Source organism: Aeromonas sp. 1HA1 (assembly GCF_029237385.1).
In the GTDB taxonomy this organism is placed as follows: Bacteria; Pseudomonadota; Gammaproteobacteria; order Enterobacterales; family Aeromonadaceae; genus Aeromonas; species Aeromonas popoffii.
Window position 1 is genome coordinate 1 of record NZ_JAACGC010000026.1, and the last position, 19359, is coordinate 19359.

At 60.1% G+C, this 19359-nt stretch carries 15 protein-coding genes; 8 read left to right on the forward strand and 7 right to left on the reverse strand.

The window, feature by feature from the left end; all coding sequences use genetic code 11:
* Positions 1–310: 310 nt before the first annotated feature.
* From GWQ22_RS10215 to GWQ22_RS10225, 3 genes are all read right to left on the reverse strand, one after another.
* Positions 311–1204: a DHHA2 domain-containing protein gene (locus tag GWQ22_RS10215; protein ID WP_212514318.1), complete on the reverse strand. Its 894-nt coding sequence runs from the start codon at positions 1202–1204 to the stop codon at positions 311–313.
* 414 nt (positions 1205–1618) lie between these two features.
* Positions 1619–3283, reverse strand: a complete 1665-nt coding sequence (recN, locus tag GWQ22_RS10220; protein WP_275930220.1) for a DNA repair protein RecN — start codon at positions 3281–3283, stop codon at positions 1619–1621.
* A gap of 140 nt (positions 3284–3423) precedes the next feature.
* Complete coding sequence (locus GWQ22_RS10225; protein WP_275930221.1) at positions 3424–4737, reverse strand: 6-phospho-beta-glucosidase; 1314 nt, start codon at positions 4735–4737, stop codon at positions 3424–3426.
* 162 nt (positions 4738–4899) lie between these two features.
* Here GWQ22_RS10225 and GWQ22_RS10230 point away from each other — a divergent pair, with 162 nt between their 5' ends.
* Positions 4900–5832 carry a LysR substrate-binding domain-containing protein gene (locus GWQ22_RS10230; protein WP_275930222.1) on the forward strand — a complete coding sequence of 311 codons (933 nt, stop codon included), beginning with the start codon at positions 4900–4902 and terminating at the stop codon, positions 5830–5832.
* Here GWQ22_RS10230 and nadK read toward each other — a convergent pair.
* Positions 5829–6713, reverse strand: coding sequence for an NAD(+) kinase (nadK, locus tag GWQ22_RS10235; protein WP_042033830.1), 885 nt, complete (start codon positions 6711–6713; stop codon positions 5829–5831). The genes GWQ22_RS10230 and nadK overlap by 4 nt on opposite strands.
* Positions 6714–6979: 266 nt before the next feature.
* Between nadK and grpE the strand changes: the two genes are divergently transcribed.
* From grpE to dnaJ, 3 genes are all read left to right on the forward strand, one after another.
* On the forward strand, positions 6980–7555 hold the full coding sequence (grpE, locus tag GWQ22_RS10240) for a nucleotide exchange factor GrpE (protein ID WP_042033829.1): 576 nt from the start codon (positions 6980–6982) through the stop codon (positions 7553–7555).
* Positions 7556–7854: 299 nt separating this feature from the next.
* Positions 7855–9780, forward strand: a complete 1926-nt coding sequence (gene dnaK, locus GWQ22_RS10245) for a molecular chaperone DnaK (protein WP_275930223.1) — start codon at positions 7855–7857, stop codon at positions 9778–9780.
* Positions 9781–9893: 113 nt separating this feature from the next.
* Positions 9894–11036 carry a molecular chaperone DnaJ gene (gene dnaJ / locus GWQ22_RS10250; RefSeq protein ID WP_042033827.1) on the forward strand — a complete coding sequence of 381 codons (1143 nt, stop codon included), beginning with the start codon at positions 9894–9896 and terminating at the stop codon, positions 11034–11036.
* A 72-nt stretch (positions 11037–11108) separates the two neighbouring features.
* On the opposite strand, the gene GWQ22_RS10255 is transcribed toward dnaJ, so the two are convergent.
* Complete coding sequence (locus tag GWQ22_RS10255) at positions 11109–11849, reverse strand: MgtC/SapB family protein (RefSeq protein ID WP_275930224.1); 741 nt, start codon at positions 11847–11849, stop codon at positions 11109–11111.
* A gap of 217 nt (positions 11850–12066) precedes the next feature.
* The gene (locus tag GWQ22_RS10260; RefSeq protein ID WP_212514313.1) at positions 12067–12441 is read right to left on the reverse strand and encodes a hypothetical protein; all 375 of its coding nucleotides are present in this window, start codon (positions 12439–12441) and stop codon (positions 12067–12069) included.
* A 596-nt stretch (positions 12442–13037) separates the two neighbouring features.
* Between GWQ22_RS10260 and GWQ22_RS10265 the strand changes: the two genes are divergently transcribed.
* Positions 13038–13451: a YeeE/YedE thiosulfate transporter family protein gene (locus GWQ22_RS10265; RefSeq protein ID WP_275930225.1), complete on the forward strand. Its 414-nt coding sequence runs from the start codon at positions 13038–13040 to the stop codon at positions 13449–13451.
* A gap of 12 nt (positions 13452–13463) precedes the next feature.
* Complete coding sequence (locus GWQ22_RS10270; RefSeq protein WP_275930226.1) at positions 13464–13898, forward strand: YeeE/YedE family protein; 435 nt, start codon at positions 13464–13466, stop codon at positions 13896–13898.
* 99 nt (positions 13899–13997) lie between these two features.
* Here GWQ22_RS10270 and GWQ22_RS10275 read toward each other — a convergent pair whose 3' ends face one another.
* On the reverse strand, positions 13998–16451 hold the full coding sequence (locus GWQ22_RS10275) for a diguanylate cyclase (RefSeq protein ID WP_275930227.1): 2454 nt from the start codon (positions 16449–16451) through the stop codon (positions 13998–14000).
* Between the two features lie 443 nt (positions 16452–16894).
* Here GWQ22_RS10275 and GWQ22_RS10280 point away from each other — a divergent pair, with 443 nt between their 5' ends.
* Positions 16895–17911: a lipoate--protein ligase A gene (locus tag GWQ22_RS10280; RefSeq protein WP_275930228.1), complete on the forward strand. Its 1017-nt coding sequence runs from the start codon at positions 16895–16897 to the stop codon at positions 17909–17911.
* Positions 17912–18539: 628 nt separating this feature from the next.
* Positions 18540–19328, forward strand: coding sequence for a hypothetical protein (locus tag GWQ22_RS10285; RefSeq protein ID WP_275930229.1), 789 nt, complete (start codon positions 18540–18542; stop codon positions 19326–19328).
* Positions 19329–19359: the final 31 nt, after the last annotated feature.

The following is a 19359-nucleotide window of genomic DNA, read 5'->3' on the forward strand; positions in this document are numbered from 1 at the left end:
GATTGGCGAGGCCGATACCCTGGAAAAGCTCGAAGCCCTGCTGCCATGGAACGTCCCGCTGGAGCCGATTGCAAAAAAAGTGGCGCAATACGGTAAAGGCAAGTAGGTCGATTTAACGGCGCTTACAACATCATGGCCGGGAAGCATGTTGGCGTTGTGGATGGGCGTCAGCACCCGGGATCCTGTGGTTTGGCATCGATGAAGTGGCGGGCGGGAACGGTTTGGGGCGTGCAGGCAGCGGTCGGAAGATGGGGTGACGAAGAGAGGAGGGCAGAGAGCCAGCCCTGGGCCGGCTCCCTCTTCGCTGCACTCAAACGGGGTCTGAGGAGAGATACTGGCTCAGCCAGGGCAGCGCCTCTTTCTTGCGGCTGACGGCACCAGCCAGATGGGTTGGCTGCTCGGGCAGTATGCCGTTGCTGGCGAAGTAGAGCAGGCTGCCGCCCTTGGCCAGATCGGTCAGCATCAGCACATAGGCATCCAGCTCATCTTGCTCCAGCCGGTCTTGCATAGCCTGCGCCAGCTCGGGCTGGCGGGTGTGGATCAGCGCCGGGTCCATCACGCAGATCTGGCTGACATAGAGCTTGTAGCCGGCGATCTGGTACGCCTTCTCATCGGCGACGAGCAGTTCTGTCATAGGGGCGTCACCAATCTGGGTACGCTGCTCCAGCAGGGTCTGGGCGAAGGGTTCCAGCGCCAGATCGGCCAGGGGCAACAGCGCATTGACGGCGGCTCGGTCACGGGCCGTGGTGGTCGGCGAGGTGAGGTTGAAGGTATCGCTGATGATAGCCCCCAGCAGCAGCCGAGCCTGGGGGCGGGAGAGGGTGTCATAGCCCATCAGCTCAAGCAGGACGGTGGCGCTGCACCCCACTGCGCGGATCCAGGCATCGAGCGGGCCCCGGGTGATGAGCGTGCCGATTCTGTGGTGATCGATCAGCCCCTGCACGTCGGCCTCAGCCAGCCCCTCAGGTCCCTGCTCCAGCTCGCTGAAATCCACCAGAAACACAGATTTGTTGGCCACGCTGCCCTGCAACAGGGGAGGGGCATCGACCCCGGCGGTTTCAAGAATGAAGCGGGTTTCGGCAATGGGTTCACCCAGGGCATAGGCCTGGGCCTGTCGGCCCTGACGATTGAGCCAGTCAGCGGTGACCAGAGCAGTGCAGATGCTGTCGCTATCGGGGTTCTTGTGGCCAAATACATGGAGCATGCAGACATTCCTGATGTTGGAGACTTGGCCGAGATCGCGATGACGCAAGTCGGGCAGGAGACGTGGATAAGATGGCGAACAGGAGTGCGATCGTGCCCCCCAGTCGGGTGACACTCTATGCGCCTATGCTGCTTGTGGCAACCAGGCTGGCCCGATCGCTCCTGCTGTGTGGAGCAGGCCAGGCGAGCACCATGTTGCAGCCCAGACCCAGGAACCGGGCTGTGGCTCCGGTGTTGCTTGGTTCACCGCTGGCGCCAGTGCCCGAACCGGGTCAGAGAGGCTCCTCTGATGTTGGCTGGCCAGGGGGCTGGGTGAGAAAAAGAGCATGGGCAATGAGGGGGAGCAATAAAAAGAAGAAGCACCCAACCCTGTGGGTCTGACCCTCCCTTTTGTTGCTTGCCCGGACATGGTTGATCAGGTGGCCAGCAGCTCGCGGGCGTTGGCCAGGGTATTGTCCGTGATATGGTCGCCGCCCAGTAGGCGAGCCAGCTCCTTGAGGCGGGATCCCTGATCCAGCGCTTGCATCTGGGTCTCCGTGGTCTTGCCATCAGTGTGCTTACTCACCACCATATGCTGGTGACCCTTGCCCGCCACCTGCGGCAGGTGAGTCACCACCATCACCTGAGTGGATTCACCGAGCTGGCGCAGCAGACGACCCACCACGGCGGCAGTGGGGCCGCTGATCCCCACATCCACCTCATCGAAAATCAGGGTGGGAGTGGAGACCTTACGGGCGCTGATCACCACGATGGCGAGGCTGATCCGCGACAACTCACCGCCGGAGGCCACCTTGCCCAGCGGCTGGATAGGTTGCCCCGGGTTGGTGGTGACCATAAATTCCACTCTATCTATGCCAAGGGGCGAGAGGCTGCTCTGGGCATCCGGTCGCACCTCGATGGCGAAGCGGCCATCGGGCATCGCCAGCTCGTGCATGCTGGCGGTCACCTTGGTGCCTAGCTCCTGGGCGTAACGTTGACGGCTCTGGCTCAGGGCTTCGGCGGCCTGGACGAAGGCGAGGCGGGCCTCGGCCAGTTCATCTTCCATGCCTTCTAGGCGCTCTTCGTCGGAGTTGAGGCGGGCGAGATCACTGGCAAGATCCTGATGGTGCAGGGCCAGCTCGGCCGGTTTGACATGGTGCTTGCGGGCCAGATTGATGGCTTTGGAGAGGCGGGATTCGAGCTCGTTGAAACGCTCGGGATCCAGCTCCAGCCGATCGAGGTAACTGCGCAGCTCGCTGTGGCTCTCCTGCACGCCTATCATCGCCTCGTTCAGCATCTGCAGCACAGGGGTGAGCCGGCTGTCCATGCCCACCAGGCTCTCGGCCTTGTCGACGGCGACCTGCAACAAGCCGGCGATGGTGGTCTCTTCGTTGTCATAGAGCAGATCGAGACAGGCGCCGCACTCTTGCATCAGCTCTGTGCCGTTGGCGAGCCGCTGGTGTTCCTCTTCGATCGCCTCGAACTCTCCCGGTTGCAGGGCAAATTCGTCCAGCTCCTGTACCTGATATTCGATGAGCTGACGGCGAGCCTCCCGCTGTTGCTGTTCAGCCTTGAGGCGGTTGAGTTCATTTTGCAGCTGGCGCCATAACTGATAGTGCTGGCGCACTTCGTCCAGCAGCAGGTGATGGCCGGCATAGCCATCCAGCAAGTTGAGTTGATAGTCGGGTTTGAGCAGAAGCTGATGGGCGTGCTGGCCGTGGACGTTGACCAGCAGTTGGCCCAGGTTCTTGAGTTGGGTCAGGGGGACGGGCACGCCGTTGATGTAGCTGCGGGAGCGCCCTTCGGCAGAGAGTACCCGCCGCACTATGCATTCGCCTTCGTTGTCCAGCTCGTTGGCAGCAAGCCAGGCGCGGGCGGCGGGGTTGCCGTCCAGCAGGAAACGGGCGCTGACCTCTGTCTTGTCGCTATCGGGGCGCACCATGCTGGCTTCGGCCCGCTCGCCGAGGCAGAGGCCGAGCGCGTCGATGGCGATGGATTTACCGGCGCCCGTCTCACCCGTGATGCAGGTCATGCCGGGTTGCAGATCGAGTTCGAGAAACTTGACGATGGCGAAGTTGTTGACGGTCAGCTGGGTCAGCATGGTCTCATCCTGTATGGGCCAACATTACTGTGTATGCATCCAGTATATACTGGTCTTATATACAGTAAAGAGGGCGCCGCCATTTTTAACGAATAGAGGCCACCAGAGCGGTGGCCTGCGGGATTGCAACAAGGAGCATGTCAGTGAAAGGCCGACATCAGATCCGGATGGGCGGCAATCACCTCGTCCAGCGCCTGTTCCAGCCGACTGCCGCTGGTGATGAGCGGGTTGAGCACCAGGGCACGCCAGGCGGTATGGCGGCTGCCGGTGATGGCGGCCTCGATGGTGAGCTGCTCGAACTCCTTCATCAGCTGCAGCAGCCGCAGGGTGTCTTGCGGGAAGGGGGCTACGTTGAGCGGGAGCGGGCCCGACTTGGTGATGAGGGCGCTGACCTCCACGGCGCATTCGTCCGGCAGACCGTTGATGGCGCCGTTGTTGCGGGTGTTGACGTGCATGATGATGCGCTTGTCGTTGTGGATGGCGCTCATCAGCTCGCATGCCGCTTCCGAATAGTACTGGCCGCCGCGTCCTTCCAGCGCCTTGGGTTTCTCGGCGAGATCCGGGTTGCGATAGAGATCGAACAGTTGCTGTTCGATGGCCTTGACCACCTCGCCCCGGGTTCCTTCGCCACTGGCCTCACCGAGCTCCTGCTTGAGGATATCGTCGCTCATGTAGTAGTAGCGCAGATAAGCACAGGGGATCATGCCCAGATTGGCCAGCAGATCCTTGGGCCAGGCAAAGGGGGGAATATTGCGCGGCACCAGCGGATCATGCCCTTGCGCGAGCCGGGCAATCACCTCGCCAAGCTTATCCTCGCCCTGATGCTGGATCTGGCGCACGAAGATAAAGTGGTTGAGTCCGGCTACCTGCATGATGAACGCCTGCTCATCGCGGGTCTCCAGCAGGGTGGCGACCCCTTTTTGCATGATCACCGGCACGTTGCACAGCCCCACCACCTTGATCTTGCTGTGACGCAACACGGCTTCGGTCACCATGCCCGACGGATTGGTGAAGTTGAGCAGCCAGGCATCGGGGCAGAGACGCTCCATGTCGGCGGCGATCTGCAGGGCGATGGGGATGGTCCGGCAGGCGTTGGCAAAGCCGCCCAGTCCGTTGGTCTCCTGACCGATCAGACCATATTTCAATGAGATCCGCTCATCGCTGATGCGGGCTTCCAGACAACCGGCGCGGAACTGGGAGCAGACGTAGTCGGCGTCGCACAGTGCCTCTTCCCGTTCCAGCCGGGTTTCAACCTGTACCGCCAGCCCGGCTTTGGCAAGCATGCGGCGGGTGAGGGCGGCGATGATCGCCATCTTTTCGCGGCCATCGTCGATGTCGACCAGCCAGAGTTCACGCAGTGGCAACTCGTGCTGACGCTGGATCAGCCCCTCAATGAGCTCCGGGGTGTAACTGGAGCCTGCGCCGATGACCACAATCTTGAGTCCGTTTTTCATTGTCCACCTCATGAACAGGGATAGGGATTGACCCTATTAAAGGGGGGGCGTCGCGGGCAGACAAACGAAATAAGAGGGGGTATGGATTAGCCTGTTTAATGCATGAGGGGAAATGGCATACTGATGACCCGCACCGTAATGAGCGTTATAACGAGGTTATCCATGCTGGTACAACAAAATACCCTGGCCCTGCTGCATACCTTCGAGAGCACGGCCCGTCACCTCAGCTTTACTCGCGCCGCCGAGGAGATGAACCTTACCCAAGGGGCCATCAGCCACCGTATTCGCCATCTGGAAGGGCTGCTGGGTTTTCGTCTGTTTATTCGCCTGACTCGCAAGCTGGCATTGACGGAAGAGGGGGGGCGACTGCTGGCAACCCTGAGCCACTCCCTGCGCCAGATCAACGAGGAGATTGAAGATATCCGGGCTCAGGATCTGCGAGGCACGCTCCATGTGGGGGCTGCACCGACGCTGGGGCTCAACTGGTTGATGCCAAGACTGCCCCGCTTCCAGCAACGCTGGCCCGGGTTGAACGTGATGATGCGGGTACGGGCAGGGGCGGTGGATTTCAACGAAGAGCGGGTGGATCTTGCCATCTACTACGGCGCGACTCGCTGCAGTGATCTGCACCGGGAGCTGTTGATGGAGGAGCGTCTACTGCCTGTCTGCTCCCCGGCCTATGCCGAGCGGCTGGGATTGCTACAGGAGCCGGCCCGGCTGGCGGAGGCCTGTTTTATCCATGCCTCGGAATCGACCGATGTCCAGCAGCTCTTCTCTGAGTGGCGCCTCTGGTGCGATGGTGCTGGCATGACATTGCCCCATGAACAGCGTCACTATGGCTTCAATCACTATCAGATGGCCCTGCAAGCGGCTCAAGGGGGCATGGGGGTTGCGATGGGGCGGGAGGTGCTGGTGCGTAACTTGCTGGAGCAGGGAGCGCTGGTGGCGGTGGGAGGCCCAGCGGTGGCGGCCGGGCGCAATTACGAGCTGATCTCACCGCGGGAGAACCGTGAGCGGCCGCGCTTTCGTGCCTTTAGCGACTGGCTGCGCAGCGAGGTGGCGCTCAGCCAGTCCGGCACTGTTCTTGTCCTTTAGAACAGTTTGCTGCCCCAACCGAGCTTATTGCGCAGCACGTGAAAGTAGCTGTAATCGAGCGGGTGTACCAGGTGCAGCTTGTGGCTGCTCTTCTTGATGAGGATCTCGTCCCCCGGATGCACCGCCAGGGTTACCTGACCGTCGCAGCTGACCTGTATGGCGTCATCCTGATTGTCTGGCGAGACCAGCAGCCGCACCTCGCTGTCCGCATCCAGCACGATGGGGCGGCTGCTGAGGGTGTGCGGAAACATAGGCACCAGCGTGATGGCGTTGAGCTTGGGGGTGAGGATGGGGCCGCCTGCTGACAGCGAGTAGGCGGTGGAGCCGGTCGGGGTGGCCACTATGATGCCGTCTGATCGCTGACTGTACATAAAACTGCCATCGATGTAGACCTCAAACTCGATCATGTGAGCGATCTTGCCCGGGTGCAGCACGGCTTCGTTCACCGCCAGATTGCGCGATTTGCGCTCCCCATGGCGATAGACGGCGGCTTCCAGCAGGAAGCGGTGTTCACTCTTGTAGTGGCCGGAGAGCACCTGCTCCAGTGGCAGCAGGTAATCCTGCGGCGACAGGTCGGTTAAAAAGCCGAGATTGCCCCGGTTCACGCCGATCACCGCCACATCAAACCGTGACAGCACCCGGGCCGCCCCCAGCATGTTGCCATCCCCGCCGACGACGATGGCCAGATCCGCCAGCTCACCGAGTTGGACCAGATCCATCACGTTCTCATCCATGATGCCGAGGGTGTGGGCCACCCGGCTCTCTACCAGCACCCGAAAACCTCGGGTAGTGAGATATTGATGCAAGCCGGTCAGGGTCTGGTTAGCCCCTTCGTGGTGGGGTTTGCCAATCAGGGCAATGGTATTGAACGGAGAATCCATATGCTGTCGGGTCTGGGATGAGTATTGGGGGAGTATACCGCGCTTTGTGGGGGATTTGTCTGCTGCCAGCGTATCCTGGTGGGCATAGCGCCATGAAAAGTGGCAATTTACCCGTTAGCTCGGCTCATTGGCGACGATAGCGCCCTTTTCCCCTTGAAAGCCGAGGCTGCGTCCCCATAATAGCGCCATTACAGGGTCTGTTATCGACTTGTCGCGCACCCGGATGTCAACAGACCCTAACAAGCAACCCTGAAATTGGAGATGTCATGAACCACGAAGAACAAAAAGTTGAAGCGATGGAGCAAGTGGAAGTCCAGCCAGTCGAGCCGACCGATGTAGACAGTGAAGTGACAGCCGAGCAGGCCCGCATTGCCGAACTGGAAGCGCAGCTGGAAGCTGCCCAGCAGGCCTCCCTCGAAGAGCGTGAGCGCGCCATTCGCGCCGTCGCCGAGATGGAAAACCTGCGTCGCCGTGCCGCTCAGGACGTGGAGAAGGCTCACAAGTTCGCGCTGGAGAAATTCGCTGGCGAACTGCTGCCGGTGCTGGACAACCTGGAGCGCGCCATCGAGTTGGCCGACAAAGAGAACGATGCCCTCAAGCCCATGATCGAAGGGGTTGAGCTGACCCTCAAGTCCATGCAGAGCTCGGTGGGCAAGTTTGGTCTGAATCCGCTGGATCCGCTCAATCAGCCGTTCGATCCCAACGCCCATCAGGCGATGAGCATGGTGCCGAGTGCCGATGTGGCACCGAACACCGTCATCGCTGTGATGCAGAAGGGCTACGACCTCAACGGTCGGGTGATCCGTCCGGCCATGGTGATGGTCTCCAAGGCACCGGCCTGAGTACCATTGCTGTGCTGAGCCCGCCGCTCGGCGGGCTTTTTATTCGTCTCGGCGCCATTATGCGTATTAAATGGCGCCATTTGGCAAGCATTTGCCCGTAAACAGGGCAAGAATGCGTGGTTTTTTGAGGGCGGGGCTTGAAGCGTCAACTTGAGACCCCATATAGGTTGCAAGGTCGCGGCGGCACAAAAAATTTGATGCCGGGAGCTTGAAAGCCACACTGGCTGCCCCCACCTAGCCGTTAACGCATTAAGGCGAGTACCTCGCCAGTTTATTCAAAGTATTTGGAGATTCGTCAAATGGGTAAAATCATCGGTATTGACCTGGGTACTACCAACTCCTGCGTCGCTATTCTGGATGGCGACACTGCTCGCGTGATCGAGAACGCAGAAGGCGATCGTACTACTCCGTCCATCATTGCCTATGCCGATGATGGCGAGATCCTGGTTGGTCAGCCGGCCAAGCGTCAGGCCATCACCAACCCGAAGAACACCCTGTTCGCCATCAAGCGTCTGATCGGTCGCCGTTTCGAAGATGAAGAAGTTCAGCGTGACCTGAAGATCATGCCGTACGCCATCGCCAAAGCTGACAACGGCGACGCTTGGGTTGAAGTAAAGGGCAAGAAAATGGCACCGCCGCAGATCTCTGCCGAAGTGCTGAAGAAGATGAAGAAGACCGCCGAGGATTACCTGGGCGAGCCTGTGACCGAAGCCGTTATCACAGTGCCAGCCTACTTCAACGATGCCCAGCGTCAGGCGACCAAAGATGCCGGTCGCATCGCGGGTCTGGATGTAAAACGCATCATCAACGAACCGACTGCTGCTGCTTTTGCTTACGGCGTGAACAAGGTCAAGGGCGAGCGCAAGGTTGCCGTATATGACTTAGGTGGCGGTACTTTCGATATCTCCATCATCGAGATCGACGAAGTCGAAGGCGAGACCACCTTCGAAGTCCTGGCGACCAACGGTAACACCCACCTGGGTGGTGAAGACTTCGACAACCGTGTCATCAACTATCTGGTCGACGAGTTCAAGCGTGAGCAGGGCATCGACCTGCGCAACGACCAGCTGGCTCTGCAGCGTCTGAAAGATGCCGCCGAGAAAGCCAAGATTGAGCTCTCTTCTGCCCAGCAGACCGACGTGAACCTGCCGTATATCACTGCAGATGCCACAGGTCCCAAGCACATGAACATCAAGGTGACCCGCGCCAAGCTGGAATCCCTGGTGGAAGATATGGTGAGAGACTCGCTCGAGCCGGTTCGTACCGCCCTGAAAGACTCAGGTCTGGCCGTTGGCGATATTGACGACGTTATCCTGGTAGGCGGTCAGACCCGCATGCCGATGGTGCAAAAGACCGTTGCCGAGTTCTTTGGCAAAGAGCCGCGTAAAGACGTCAACCCGGACGAAGCCGTGGCCATGGGTGCTGCCATCCAGGGTGCCGTACTGTCCGGTGAGAAGACCGACGTACTGCTGCTGGACGTGACCCCGCTCTCTCTGGGTATTGAAACCATGGGCAGCGTGATGACGGCGCTGATCGAGAAGAACACCACTATCCCGACCAAGAAGTCCCAGGTGTTCTCCACTGCCGAAGACAACCAGTCTGCCGTGACCATTCACGTGCTGCAGGGTGAGCGCAAGCGCGCCAGCGACAACAAGTCCCTGGGCCAGTTCAACCTGGAAGGTATCCGTCCCGCTCAGCGTGGCCTGCCGCAGATCGAAGTGACCTTCGACATCGATGCCAACGGCATCCTGCACGTCTCTGCCAAAGACAAGGAGACCAACAAGGAGCAGAAGATCACCATCCAGGCTTCCTCCGGTCTGTCTGATGAAGAGATCGAACGCATGGTACGCGAGGCGGAAGCCAACGCGGCTGAAGACAAGAAGTTTGAAGAGCTGGTGCAGACCCGCAACCAGGCTGACGGTCTGGTCCACTCGGTCCGCAAGCAGGTAACCGAAGCCGGTGACGCCCTGCCTGCCGACGACAAGACCAAGATCGAGACTGCATTGAGCGAGCTGGAAGCCGTCATCAAGGGTGACGACAAGGCAGTCATCGAAGCCAAGCAACAGGCGCTGATGGAAGCCTCCCAGAAGCTGATGGAAATTGCCCAGCAGCAAGCCCAGGCTCAGGGTGCTGGCGCCGATGCCGGCCAGTCCTCTTCTTCTGCCAAGGCTGACGACGACGTGGTCGACGCCGAGTTCGAAGAAGTGAAAGACGAGAAGAAATAAGCCACACCCAGATGGGTAGAGCTCGCTCTACCCATCGGCTTGAACGATGAATTTACGGGCGTTGGGTGACCAACGCCCGTCTGCATAACTGTTTACGTAGCAACAGGATCAGTATGTCAAAGCGCGATTTCTATGAAGTGCTCGGGGTATCGAAAGATGCCGATGAGCGCGAGATCAAGAAGGCGTACAAGCGTCTGGCGATGAAGTTTCACCCGGATCGCAACCAGGGTGATGCCGTATCCGAAGAGAAGTTTAAAGAGGTCAAGGAAGCCTATGAGGTCCTGACCGACGAAAATCTGCGGGCCCGTTATGACCAGTACGGTCATGCTGGCGTGGATCAGAGCCAGGGTGGCGGTGGCCACGGTGGCTTTGGCGGTGGAGCCGATTTCGGTGATGCGTTCGGCGACATTTTTGGCGACATCTTTGGTGGCCGCAACGGCGGTGGTCGTCGTGGTCCTGCCCGGGGTTCAGACCTGCGCTACACCATGGAGCTGACCCTGGAAGAAGCGGTGCGCGGTGTCTCCAAGGAGATCAAGGTACCGACTCTGGTCCACTGCGAGGTCTGCAACGGCTCGGGTGCTCACACCGGCAGCCATGCCCAGACGTGCCCGACCTGCCACGGTGCCGGTCAGGTGCAGATGCGTCAGGGCTTCTTTGCGGTGCAGCAAGCCTGTCCGCACTGTCACGGTCGCGGCAAGATCATCAAGGATCCGTGCCGCAAGTGCCATGGCGATGGTCGCTACCAGAAGACCAAGACACTGTCAGTGAAAATTCCGGCGGGCGTCGATACCGGTGATCGCATCCGTCTCTCCGGCGAAGGAGAGGCGGGGGAAGCTGGCGCACCGGCCGGGGATCTCTACGTTCAGGTACACGTCAAGGAGCACGAGATCTTCGTGCGTGACGGTAACAACCTTTACTGCGAAGTGCCCATCAGCTTCACCGCCGCCGCGCTCGGCGGCGAGATTGAAGTGCCGACCCTGGATGGTCGCGTCAAGCTGAAGGTCACTCCCGAGACCCAGACCGGCAAGATGTTCCGCATGCGGGGCAAGGGCGTCAAGTCCGTGCGCTCCGGCCAGGTGGGGGATCTGATGTGCAAGGTGGTGGTCGAGACCCCGGTCAAGCTGACCGAGTCCCAAAAAGAGCTGCTGCGCCAGCTGGACGAGTCGTTCAGCGGTGCCGCTGCCAAGACCCACAAGCCGAAATCGGAAGGTTTCTTTGAAGGGGTGAAACGCTTCTTCGACGATCTGACCCGCTGATCTCAGCGCATTCCAGCAAAGCCGGCCTCTGTGCCGGCTTTTTTTGCGCCTCCTTACGGCGCGCCTCATTGTTCAATCCGTGGTGCTGGCGCGCCAGAACACCTGCTTGATATGGGGATGAATGGCCAGTTTCACCATCAGGGCATCCAGCTCATTGCCGTCGATGGAGGTGGCCAGCAGCACAGCGGAGATCTCCAGATCCTGTTCACCGAACGGCTCTATGTCCAGCTCGCTCAAGGGGTAGTTGGCCTGTTCCATCATCTCTTCGAGCCAGTGCAGCACCTCCTTCTGATACCCGCGCTCGGCGAGGGCCGTGACCCTGTAAGTCACCTCTGTATCGGTATTGTCCACCGGACGGCGGTTGATCTGGTTGACCAGGGGGCTCAGCAGGGTGTTGGCGGCCAGCACGAAGAGGGCGCCGAGCACTGCCTCCATCGCAAGCCCGGCCCCGCTGGCTGCCCCCACAGCCGCCACGCCCCACAGGGTGGCTGCTGTGTTGATGCCGCGGATATTGCCCGACTCACGCATGATGACACCGGCGCCGAGAAAACCGATGCCGGAGACGATATAGGCCACCACATGGACCACGTTGTAGCTGCCGCCGTACAGGTCATAGATGCGCTGGGCCAGACTGACGAACAGGGCTGCCCCCACGGCGACCAGCACGTTGGTGCGAAGGCCCGCGGTACGTTGGCGGTACTGACGTTCCAGCCCGACCAGGCAGCCCAGCACAAAGGCCAGCACAAAGGCCAGCAGGAGGCTGGCCAGGGTGTCGAGCAGGGAAATCATGTCAAGTTGCTGCCACATTCTCATGGCGTACTCCTTCTGGTTTGAGATGGCCTTCGGCATGCAGGATAGGAGGCCCAATGGGCATGCCTGATGAATCGCAGAGGTGCGCGCGGTGAAGGCCATCATGGGAAATGACAACGGGCGCACGGTCAAACAGGCCCGCGCACTCTGAATGGCGTGCAGATAGCCGGGTCAGATGTAAAGGGGCCAGCATGGCTGGCCCCGATATACCCCATCCCGGTTAGTTGAGCAGGGGCTCGGCGTCGTGACGGGGATGCAGCTCCCAGCGCACCGGATGGGCGACCCCGACCTGGTGCACGAACTGCACCAGGTAACGGCGCTGGGGCGGTGTGCAGTACAGATTGAGCACCAGCTCCCTACCCCCGCTGCGCCCTGGCCTCAGGGACTGCATGGGACGCAGCCCGGCCGGTTGCAGGGTATGAGTCACCATGTCGAGCACTCGCTCCATGTCGGCGCGATCCTGACAACGGATCTGCAACCTGTAGTGGTGCTGATCCGGTTTGGGGCGCAGCCAGAGTGGCCACAAACCACGGCCGAGCTTGCTCAGCAGGGGACGAGTCTGAGTAGATCCAGATTTGGTTGAAATAAAACGCATAGCAGCCTCCTTGTGGGAAGCAGAAACTATGCAGGCAAGGTGTCCAGGCCTGGGCTTGGGTCACCTGACGTCAAGTGTAAAAAGAGAAGAGGGGAGTGGATTTCCGCTTCTCGCAGGGTTGCGAGAGCGCGGCAGAGGAAGACCTGCGGCTATCTCGCGACCAGGGTGCCGACTGATTGGGTCGGTCTACAACTGTCACTTGATGAATTGCCCACTGATGGTCTCCGCTGTTGATGAACGGCCAAATGGTACTCATCCAGAGCAATGAGGTAAAGCCTTATCCACGTTCAGCAATATTTAGATACAAGTTTGTCAATAATCTGAGTCGCTTGGCTACCTCCATACCTGCCCGGCCAAGGTCTTAACCACCCCAGGAGTCAGCCATGATCCAGGGCCATGCCGACGGTTCACGCCCTTATAAAATTAGATGTTGCTAATTTAGATTTTATTTATAGAATGAAGCTTAATATAAGCAACTGCTAATTTATGCCAATGCACACTGTCGATGAGATGACTCGGTATGCCAGCGAGGCGGTGAATGTGCTGGCCCTGTTGCGCACCCATTTTTGCCACCCCCAAGACGACGAGGTGTCCTGATGTATGAAACCCAATGGTTGCTTGCCCTGGCCGGGGGCATGCTGGTGGGGCTCTCCGCCCTGATGCTGATGCTGTTCAACGGCAAGGTGGCCGGGATCAGCGGCATGCTGGCGGCAGCCATGGAACACAGGCACGCCTGGTGCTGGCTGTTTCTGCTGGGATTGGGGGCGGGTGCCTGGCTGGCGTTTCGCCTGAACTGGGCCCGGCTGCCGAGCCTCGATATCCTGCCGGCCTGGCCGCTGGTGTTGCTGGCGGGGCTGCTGGTCGGGGTCGGTACCCGTCTTGGCAATGGTTGCACCAGTGGTCATGGCATCTGTGGCATGGGGCGGCTCTCGGTGCGATCCATCCTTGCCACCCTCACCTTCATGGCAACCGGTGCCCTCACCGTGTTTGTCACCCTGCATCTGTTGTAACGAGGCGATGAGATGAAACTCTTTATCAGTCTGTTGGCCGGTCTGCTGTTCGGGCTCGGCCTTGCCATCTCCGGCATGGTGGATCCGGTGCGGGTCATCGGCTTTCTCGACGTGGCGGGCACTTGGGATCCCAGCCTGGCCTTCGTGATGGGGGGCGCCCTGCTGGTGTTCATGCCTGGCTACTTTCTGCTGGTCAAACCGAGCCGCCAGAGCCTGCTTGGTGAGCCATATTCGTTCAGCCTGGCTCGGCAGGTGGACAGTCGCCTGATAGGTGGCTCGGCCCTGTTCGGCATCGGATGGGGCTTGGCGGGCATCTGTCCCGGGCCAGCCTTGAGTCTCATTTCCAGCGGGCAGCCCATGATATTGTTGTTTGTGGCGGCCATGGTGAGCGGGATCCTGCTGGTGGACAGGGTATGGATCACGCTGCGGCAAGCCCGCAGCACCTGATCCCTCGGCGCCATGATCCCGCCGTCCCGGCACCCGTGCAGGGGTCAGGAAGGCGCAATCGCGAGAGGGCCACCCGGGTGGCCCTCTACTGTCACACCTTCAGGTGGTGGGCGCGCTGAGTCCGCGTCCTTTCATCAGTGGGAAGTAGCGTCGGTCGGCCTGGCTCATGTGGCCGACAACCAGCTCCTGAATGATGAAGTTGAGCAATTCGTCGTTGCCAAGCTCGCCTGCCCTGGCGGCGGTCATCAGCTGGCTTGCTCTGTGCAGCAGCCGCTGGTGGTCCTGCTGGTGGCTGGCCAGCTCGGCATAGTCCAGCTCGGCCAGCACCTGCTCCTCGAAGGCGAAGTGGTGGCGCGCCATCTCAAACAACCCTTCCAGACTTTCCAGATAGAGGGCGGGGTGCTCGCAGTTGTCTTTCATGCGCTCCAGCAGCCGGTTGGTCAGCACGAAGAGCTGGCGATGCTCGGCATCGATGCGGGGATGGCCACACTCGTGGCTGTTTTGCCACAGCAGTGAACCCAGTTCGGGATCCAGCCCGGCGGTAAACAGGCAGACCCGGCCACGGCCCCGTCCCTTGGCCTGATACATGGCCTGATCGGCATGGTGCATCAGGGTCTTCGGATCCGTGCCATGTTCCGGGTAGAGCGCCACCCCTATGCTGCTGGAGATCCGCAACTCCTGCTCTTCATCCATCCGGAACGGATGACGCAGGCTCTGATGCAGATGATCCGCCACCGCCAGCGCCTCGTCACGGGTATCGGGCAGCAGGATCACGAACTCATCTCCCCCGAGACGGGCCACCAGATCCTGTTCCCGCACGCAGTGGCGCATGCGTTCGGCCACCATGTTGAGCAGCACATCCCCGGTCTCATGACCAAAGGTGTCATTGATCGGTTTGAAGTGATCCAGATCGATGAACATCAGCGCCAGCTCTCTCCCCTCATCGGCCATGGCCTCTGTCAGCCGCAGTTGCAACAGGCGACGGTTGGGCAGGTTGGTGAGCGGATCATAGAAGGCGAGACGATGCATCATCTCCTCGCTGGCGGCGCGTTCCGTGATGTCGCGGGTGACCCCCAGGATGGCATCGGGCTGGCCTTGCTCGTTGCCGTGCAAGGTGGTGATGGTCTCGGTCGCCACCAGATGTCCCTCCTTGTGCCTCACCTGGGTGCGGATCACGCAGCGGGTCTGCTCGTGGTCGCCCCGTTGCCAGGCGGCGAGGGAGTCACTGAGCTCATCGCGCAGCTGTTTTCTGGAGGTTTCCGGGATCAGCAGCTTGAGGGGCAGGCCGAGGATGTCGAGCGCCTCATAGCCGCTCAGGGGCTGGATGGCCGGGCTGACATAGCGAAGGCGCAGAGTGGCGGTATCCATGGTCCAGATAACGTCTGCGCTGTTCTCCGCCACGAACCGGTAGTGCTCTTCGCTCTGGGCCAGTTCACGGGTGAGCCGCAGCCGATCCCGGGCCTCCTGACGCAGACGCAGATAGAGATGGCAGAAGATGCCGAGCAGAGTCAGCAGGGTGAAGGTGATCAGCATGGCGACGGCCACGCTCTTGTCGAACAGCAGCCGCAGCTGGCGCATGCGCTCCCGGTCCGGGTTGTAGAGGAAGCGCTCCAGATCGGGCAGGGAGCTGAGCAAGCCCGCCTCCAGATAGGTCCTGGCGATCTGCTGCCATCGCTCGGGTTGCATGTAGCCGGGCGCGATAAGATCTGGCTGCATCAGCTCCCTGGTTTCACGGGCTTCGAACTCCAGCTGCTCACGGCCGTAACCGCTGGGATAGTTCTCCATGATCCAGTTGATCATCTCCTCCGGGTTTTCCATGGCGTAACGCCATCCCTTGAGGCTGGCCTGCTGGAACGCATAGACCCGCTCCGGCCTGCTCGTCAGCTCATGCTCCGAGGTAAACAGATTGTCGCCGTAGAAGTCAACGTCGATATCGCGGGGGGAGAACACCCGGTAGGAGAGCCCCATCTGGGCTAGCTGGAAGGGCTCTGTGGTGCTGTAGGCGCTGATGGCATCCACCTTTCCGGTCAGCAAGGCCTGCAGCCCCTGTTCATAGGGCAGTTTGGTCCAGCTGTGTGGCTGGGCATGGCGGCTGAGATAGACCAGCAACTCCTTGGATCCAGGCTCCAGCATCAGGCGTTTGCCCGCGAGCGCCGAGGGTTGCAATATGTCGGGCCGTTCCAGGGAGATCAGGACCAGCGGCGAGTGTTGCAGCATGGCCGCCAGTACCACGACCGGACGACCTGCGGCACGGGCGAGCAGCAAGTCGCTGCCGCTGATCCCGAACTGGGCATGGCCCGACACCACCTCGTTGACCACATTGGTCTGCGGCGTGGCGGCGCGCAGTGCGACATTCAGACCAGCATCACGATAAAAGCCCTTGAACTGGGCTGCGTAATAACCGGCGAACTGGAACTGATGTTGCCATGGCAGTTGCACAACGACCTGCTCTGCCGCCCTCAGGGGCAGAGAGGTGACGCTGTAGAAGATCGCCGAACCCAGCATTGGCAGATACCAGAGCAAACGATGAAGGGAGGAATTTACGCCTGTCATATACATTCTTCTCGGGAGACGGGGTCGATCCTAGCGTCAAATAATTCCTTGTTGCCCGCAAGGGGGCGAAAGGGGGCTGGAATCAGGGATCAGTGACAAAAAAAGTGATGTCTGTGTCGTTTATCACGTTTCGCTTTCATGCTCGGTATTTTTGTCAATTATACGACTAACTAAGGAGCCATATGGCCTATTAAAATGGTCGCATTTTAGTCGTATTTATCTGCTATTTACCTCAGTAATAGTGAGTGACTGCTTTTTTTTCGGCGCAATGCGTCAAGCTGTGTCGCCGTATCAAAAGAAACTTTTCTGATGCTGTGGGAATGTATCAAGATTGATCCCATTCGGTTGTTACTCGGTAACCATGGACGCAAGCTGGCAAGGATCCAAACTTGGTCGCCTGCGGTGGTATGATAAGGGCTTTACCTTCTCGCTGAGGCTCTATCATGTCCCGATTGCGTCTTTTGTTGTCTGACTCTCACGATCCCTTGTTCAACCTGGCGGTGGAGGAGTGCATCTTTCGCCAGATGGACCCGAACCAGCGGGTGCTCTTCCTGTGGCGCAACGCCAATACGGTGGTGATTGGCCGCGCCCAAAATCCTTGGAAGGAGTGCAATACCCGCCGGATGGAGGAGGACGGCGTGACCCTGGCGCGGCGCAGCAGTGGGGGCGGTGCCGTGTTTCACGACCTTGGCAACAGCTGCTTCACCTTCATGGCGGGCAAGCCCGGCTATGACAAGAGTATCTCCACCGCCATCGTGCTGGATGCGCTCAAGCGGCTCGGGGTGAGTGCCTTTGCCTCCGGGCGCAACGATCTGCTGGTGGCGACCCCGGACGGGGATCGCAAGGTGTCGGGCTCGGCCTATCGGGAGACGCAAGATCGCGGTTTTCATCATGGCACCCTGCTGCTGGATGCCGATCTGGGTCGGCTCGCCAATTACCTCAATCCAGATCCCAAGAAGTTGGCGGCCAAGGGTATCAGCTCGGTGCGCAGCCGGGTGGCCAACTTGTGCGAGTTGTTACCCGGTATCGATCACAACCAGCTGAGTCATGCCCTCTGTGAGGCTTTTTTTACCCATTACGGCGAGCGCGTTCTGCCTGAACACATCTCCCCCGAGTGGATGCCGGACCTGCCCGGATTTGCCGAGACCTTCGCCCGCCAGCGCAGCTGGGAGTGGAATTTTGGTCATGCGCCTGCGTTCAGTCATCAGCTGGACGAGCGTTTCGACTGGGGCGGGGCTGAGCTCCATTTCGATGTGGATAAGGGGGTCATAGGCCGGGCGCAGATCTTCAGCGACAGTCTGGATCCGGCGCCGCTGGATGCGCTGGCCGAACGGCTGGTTGGCCTTGCCTATCGCCGCGAGGCCATAGTGGCGCTGCTGTCGCAATTGCAGGCCGATTTCCCGGCCCAACAAGCCGAGCTGGACGAGCTATCCCGCTGGTTGCTGGCCGCGTTGCGCTGAGGTTTTTTCCTGTCCGGGCAGCACATCAAAAGAGGCGCTCAACGGCGCCTTGTTGCCGGCCGATGCCACGGCTCTGTTCGATGCCTATGCGGTGCTCAACTACCCGGGGGGAGCGCACCGTGCAGCCCACTGCCGGCACAATGTCCACTACTTCCGCTGTCGCCTTCGCGCTGGTGTGTAGCCCGGACACGGCCCACAAGGCGCGGCGGCCACTCAACACCGGCTATCACCGCAGCCTCTTTACCTGGCGCGGCAAGATGGGATTTCCACCAACCGGGTGGAGACCATCACTCCGACGACGACACGTGCGGCAAGTACACCTATATCGCAGGGGACACAGCGGTTTTCATGAACCCGGCCTGCGGTCGTGAGCAGATGGATGCCTTTATCGCGCACATTCGCGGCTGCCCCCTGACTGGCCGTCTGCCCGTCTCATGTTTCGTGTTTTTGCATTTTTTCAACAAATTGAATAATAAGGATTTACTTGCGATTTGTGCATAAAACGTGAAGCAGAGTAGGTTATGCCCACCTACATCTTATTCTGACTTATTTTTGACGCATTTTTTCAGTACGGTATGGATTCCAACAGGCTGATGTTTAGCCGTGTATACCATCAAAAGGAGCCGTTATGGACAAGTGCAGACGCAGAGTTACCCTGGGGCTGTTGAGTGCCCCCCTGGCCACCACCCTCGCCGGGTGCAACAGCAGCAACGACAGCGAAGGGATCACGGCTGACTTTAGTACCACCCTGACCGACAGGTTGACGGCCGAGCTGAAGGATGAGAACACGGCCCGCCAGCTGCGTCCCTTCATCGAGGAGGCCAATTTCAACATGACGCCGCCCTCGATTGCGATAGCAGACACCAGCACCCTGATCGCCTTTGCCTTTGGCAATCGCCCCAACGACTCCGGCAACCCGGATGAGCTGGCCAAGCCCGGCCCCATGAACGAGGCCCTGGCCGCCTGTTGCGCAGCCCTTTACCGACAAAAAGCCATGCCTATGTATGTGCAGTGGGAGATAGCCCGTTACCTCGACTCGCCCCGCTATCCGGATATTCCGGCCAGGGATGTCATCTCCATTGAGCCTTACTGGGATGCCGACGGCAAGCTGGTCTATCTGAGCACTGACGGGGTGGTCGAGGCCATCGTCAGGGATTATGCCGGTGGTGATCCCGCCACCCTCGGCACGGCGGCTGTTATCGGTCATCGCGATCACGTCAAACGCTGCATCATGACCTGCCGGGCCCGCAAGGTGGCGAGCCATGCTCCGGAGGGGATCGAACTGCCCGTCTGGTATGACGAGCAATCCGCTCAACCCTGGACCCGGCGGCGGGATCTCTATGTCTTGCAGGACATCACGGTCCAGCTGATGGGGGTGGCGCAGGCCAACATAGCCAAGGCTTACCCGAACGGGTAAATCCGCCTGCGGTGAGGGATAAGCAGGATCC

What these genes read in the sequence shown, in the direction of transcription:
- GWQ22_RS10265 (WP_275930225.1), top strand. Translation starts at nt 13,038, where the DNA reads ATGTATGAAACCCAATGGTTGCTTGCCCTGGCCGGGGGCATGCTGGTG.
- GWQ22_RS10255 (WP_275930224.1), bottom strand. Translation starts at nt 11,849, where the DNA reads ATGAGAATGTGGCAGCAACTTGACATGATTTCCCTGCTCGACACCCTG.
- GWQ22_RS10260 (WP_212514313.1), bottom strand. Translation starts at nt 12,441, where the DNA reads ATGCGTTTTATTTCAACCAAATCTGGATCTACTCAGACTCGTCCCCTG.
- GWQ22_RS10280 (WP_275930228.1), top strand. Translation starts at nt 16,895, where the DNA reads ATGTCCCGATTGCGTCTTTTGTTGTCTGACTCTCACGATCCCTTGTTC.
- GWQ22_RS10215 (WP_212514318.1), bottom strand. Translation starts at nt 1,204, where the DNA reads ATGCTCCATGTATTTGGCCACAAGAACCCCGATAGCGACAGCATCTGC.
- dnaJ (WP_042033827.1), top strand. Translation starts at nt 9,894, where the DNA reads ATGTCAAAGCGCGATTTCTATGAAGTGCTCGGGGTATCGAAAGATGCC.
- GWQ22_RS10285 (WP_275930229.1), top strand. Translation starts at nt 18,540, where the DNA reads ATGGACAAGTGCAGACGCAGAGTTACCCTGGGGCTGTTGAGTGCCCCC.
- GWQ22_RS10270 (WP_275930226.1), top strand. Translation starts at nt 13,464, where the DNA reads ATGAAACTCTTTATCAGTCTGTTGGCCGGTCTGCTGTTCGGGCTCGGC.
- GWQ22_RS10225 (WP_275930221.1), bottom strand. Translation starts at nt 4,737, where the DNA reads ATGAAAAACGGACTCAAGATTGTGGTCATCGGCGCAGGCTCCAGTTAC.
- GWQ22_RS10275 (WP_275930227.1), bottom strand. Translation starts at nt 16,451, where the DNA reads ATGACAGGCGTAAATTCCTCCCTTCATCGTTTGCTCTGGTATCTGCCA.
- grpE (WP_042033829.1), top strand. Translation starts at nt 6,980, where the DNA reads ATGAACCACGAAGAACAAAAAGTTGAAGCGATGGAGCAAGTGGAAGTC.
- GWQ22_RS10230 (WP_275930222.1), top strand. Translation starts at nt 4,900, where the DNA reads ATGCTGGTACAACAAAATACCCTGGCCCTGCTGCATACCTTCGAGAGC.
- nadK (WP_042033830.1), bottom strand. Translation starts at nt 6,713, where the DNA reads ATGGATTCTCCGTTCAATACCATTGCCCTGATTGGCAAACCCCACCAC.
- dnaK (WP_275930223.1), top strand. Translation starts at nt 7,855, where the DNA reads ATGGGTAAAATCATCGGTATTGACCTGGGTACTACCAACTCCTGCGTC.
- recN (WP_275930220.1), bottom strand. Translation starts at nt 3,283, where the DNA reads ATGCTGACCCAGCTGACCGTCAACAACTTCGCCATCGTCAAGTTTCTC.